This is a genomic window from Photobacterium carnosum (genome assembly GCF_002849605.1).
In the GTDB taxonomy this organism is placed as follows: domain Bacteria; phylum Pseudomonadota; class Gammaproteobacteria; order Enterobacterales; family Vibrionaceae; genus Photobacterium; species Photobacterium carnosum.
Genome location: NZ_NPIB01000074.1, coordinates 1 through 1,011 on the forward strand (window position 1 = coordinate 1; position 1,011 = coordinate 1,011).

Consider the following 1,011-nt stretch of genomic DNA (forward strand, 5'->3'; position numbering starts at 1 on the left):
CTTACCAGTTCGTCGTATCAGATGACGTAGAGCTAGTGGCTTCGGATAAACTTGTTGGCCGCGTTGCAGCGAACTCTGTTATCCCTTACCCACCAGGCATCCCAATGCTAATGGGTGGCGAAAACTTCGGTGATAACACAAGTCCTCAAATCCAGTACTTGAAAGCACTAGAAGCATGGGATGCTGAATTCCCTGGTTTCGAACACGAAACTGAAGGCGCAGAAATCGAAGACGGTAAATACCACGTTCTTTGTATCAAAAAAGAAGCACTATAATCGCTTAATGCACTAGTGTGACAGCCTATCAATCCCTCGCAGGTAACTGCGGGGGATTTTTTACAAGTATTCAGTCATCGACTTAGACATAATTATAATTTATACAAATTAAATTTTTCTTAACTCCCCATTCAAAAAAAAATTCGATCTTTAATAGTGAATATCTTCTCAATAATATTACATAACTATTTTTCATGTTATTTTTTAAGTTTTTAGATTACCACAGAGTGAGAATTTCAACTTGTTGTAAATAAAGCACTTTAATCGCAAAAAAATGCAATGAATTACATTTTAATACTATTTGTTAAAAATAATGGTCGAATAACGATACTAAAAGTAATAACGGTCATTAAAAATGCAATGATTCATTCCGTTTTTACTGTTTTATTTTTATCAAAACAGCGCATTATATGTCTCGAAAGCAAGGTTAAGTATCCGACTTAAAATATAACTCTTCTATTAAGCGTTATATTTTAATTATTTTATAATGATTTAAATAAAGTAATTAACTTCCTTTATATAATAAATAACTCACCATGGATCTGGTTTTATTTATATTAATATAAATCCTATTTTAAATATGATTTACATCTCTTCCAATCACAGGTGAATATAATGTCATCAGATACTGGCACTAAAAAAATGGGCCTTGTCGGCTTAACTGTACTTGTTGCAGTTAACATGATGGGTTCCGGTATTATTATGCTACCAGCAAGCTTGGCGCAAGTTGGTGCAA

At 33.3% G+C, this 1,011-nt stretch carries 1 protein-coding gene; it reads left to right on the forward strand.

Annotated features, from left to right (window positions below; translation table 11 throughout):
* The coding region (locus CIK00_RS21130) for an Orn/Lys/Arg family decarboxylase (protein ID WP_459178072.1) at positions 1-275 on the forward strand (275 nt) is incomplete at its 5' end.
* Between the last annotated feature and the right edge of the window lie 736 nt (positions 276-1,011).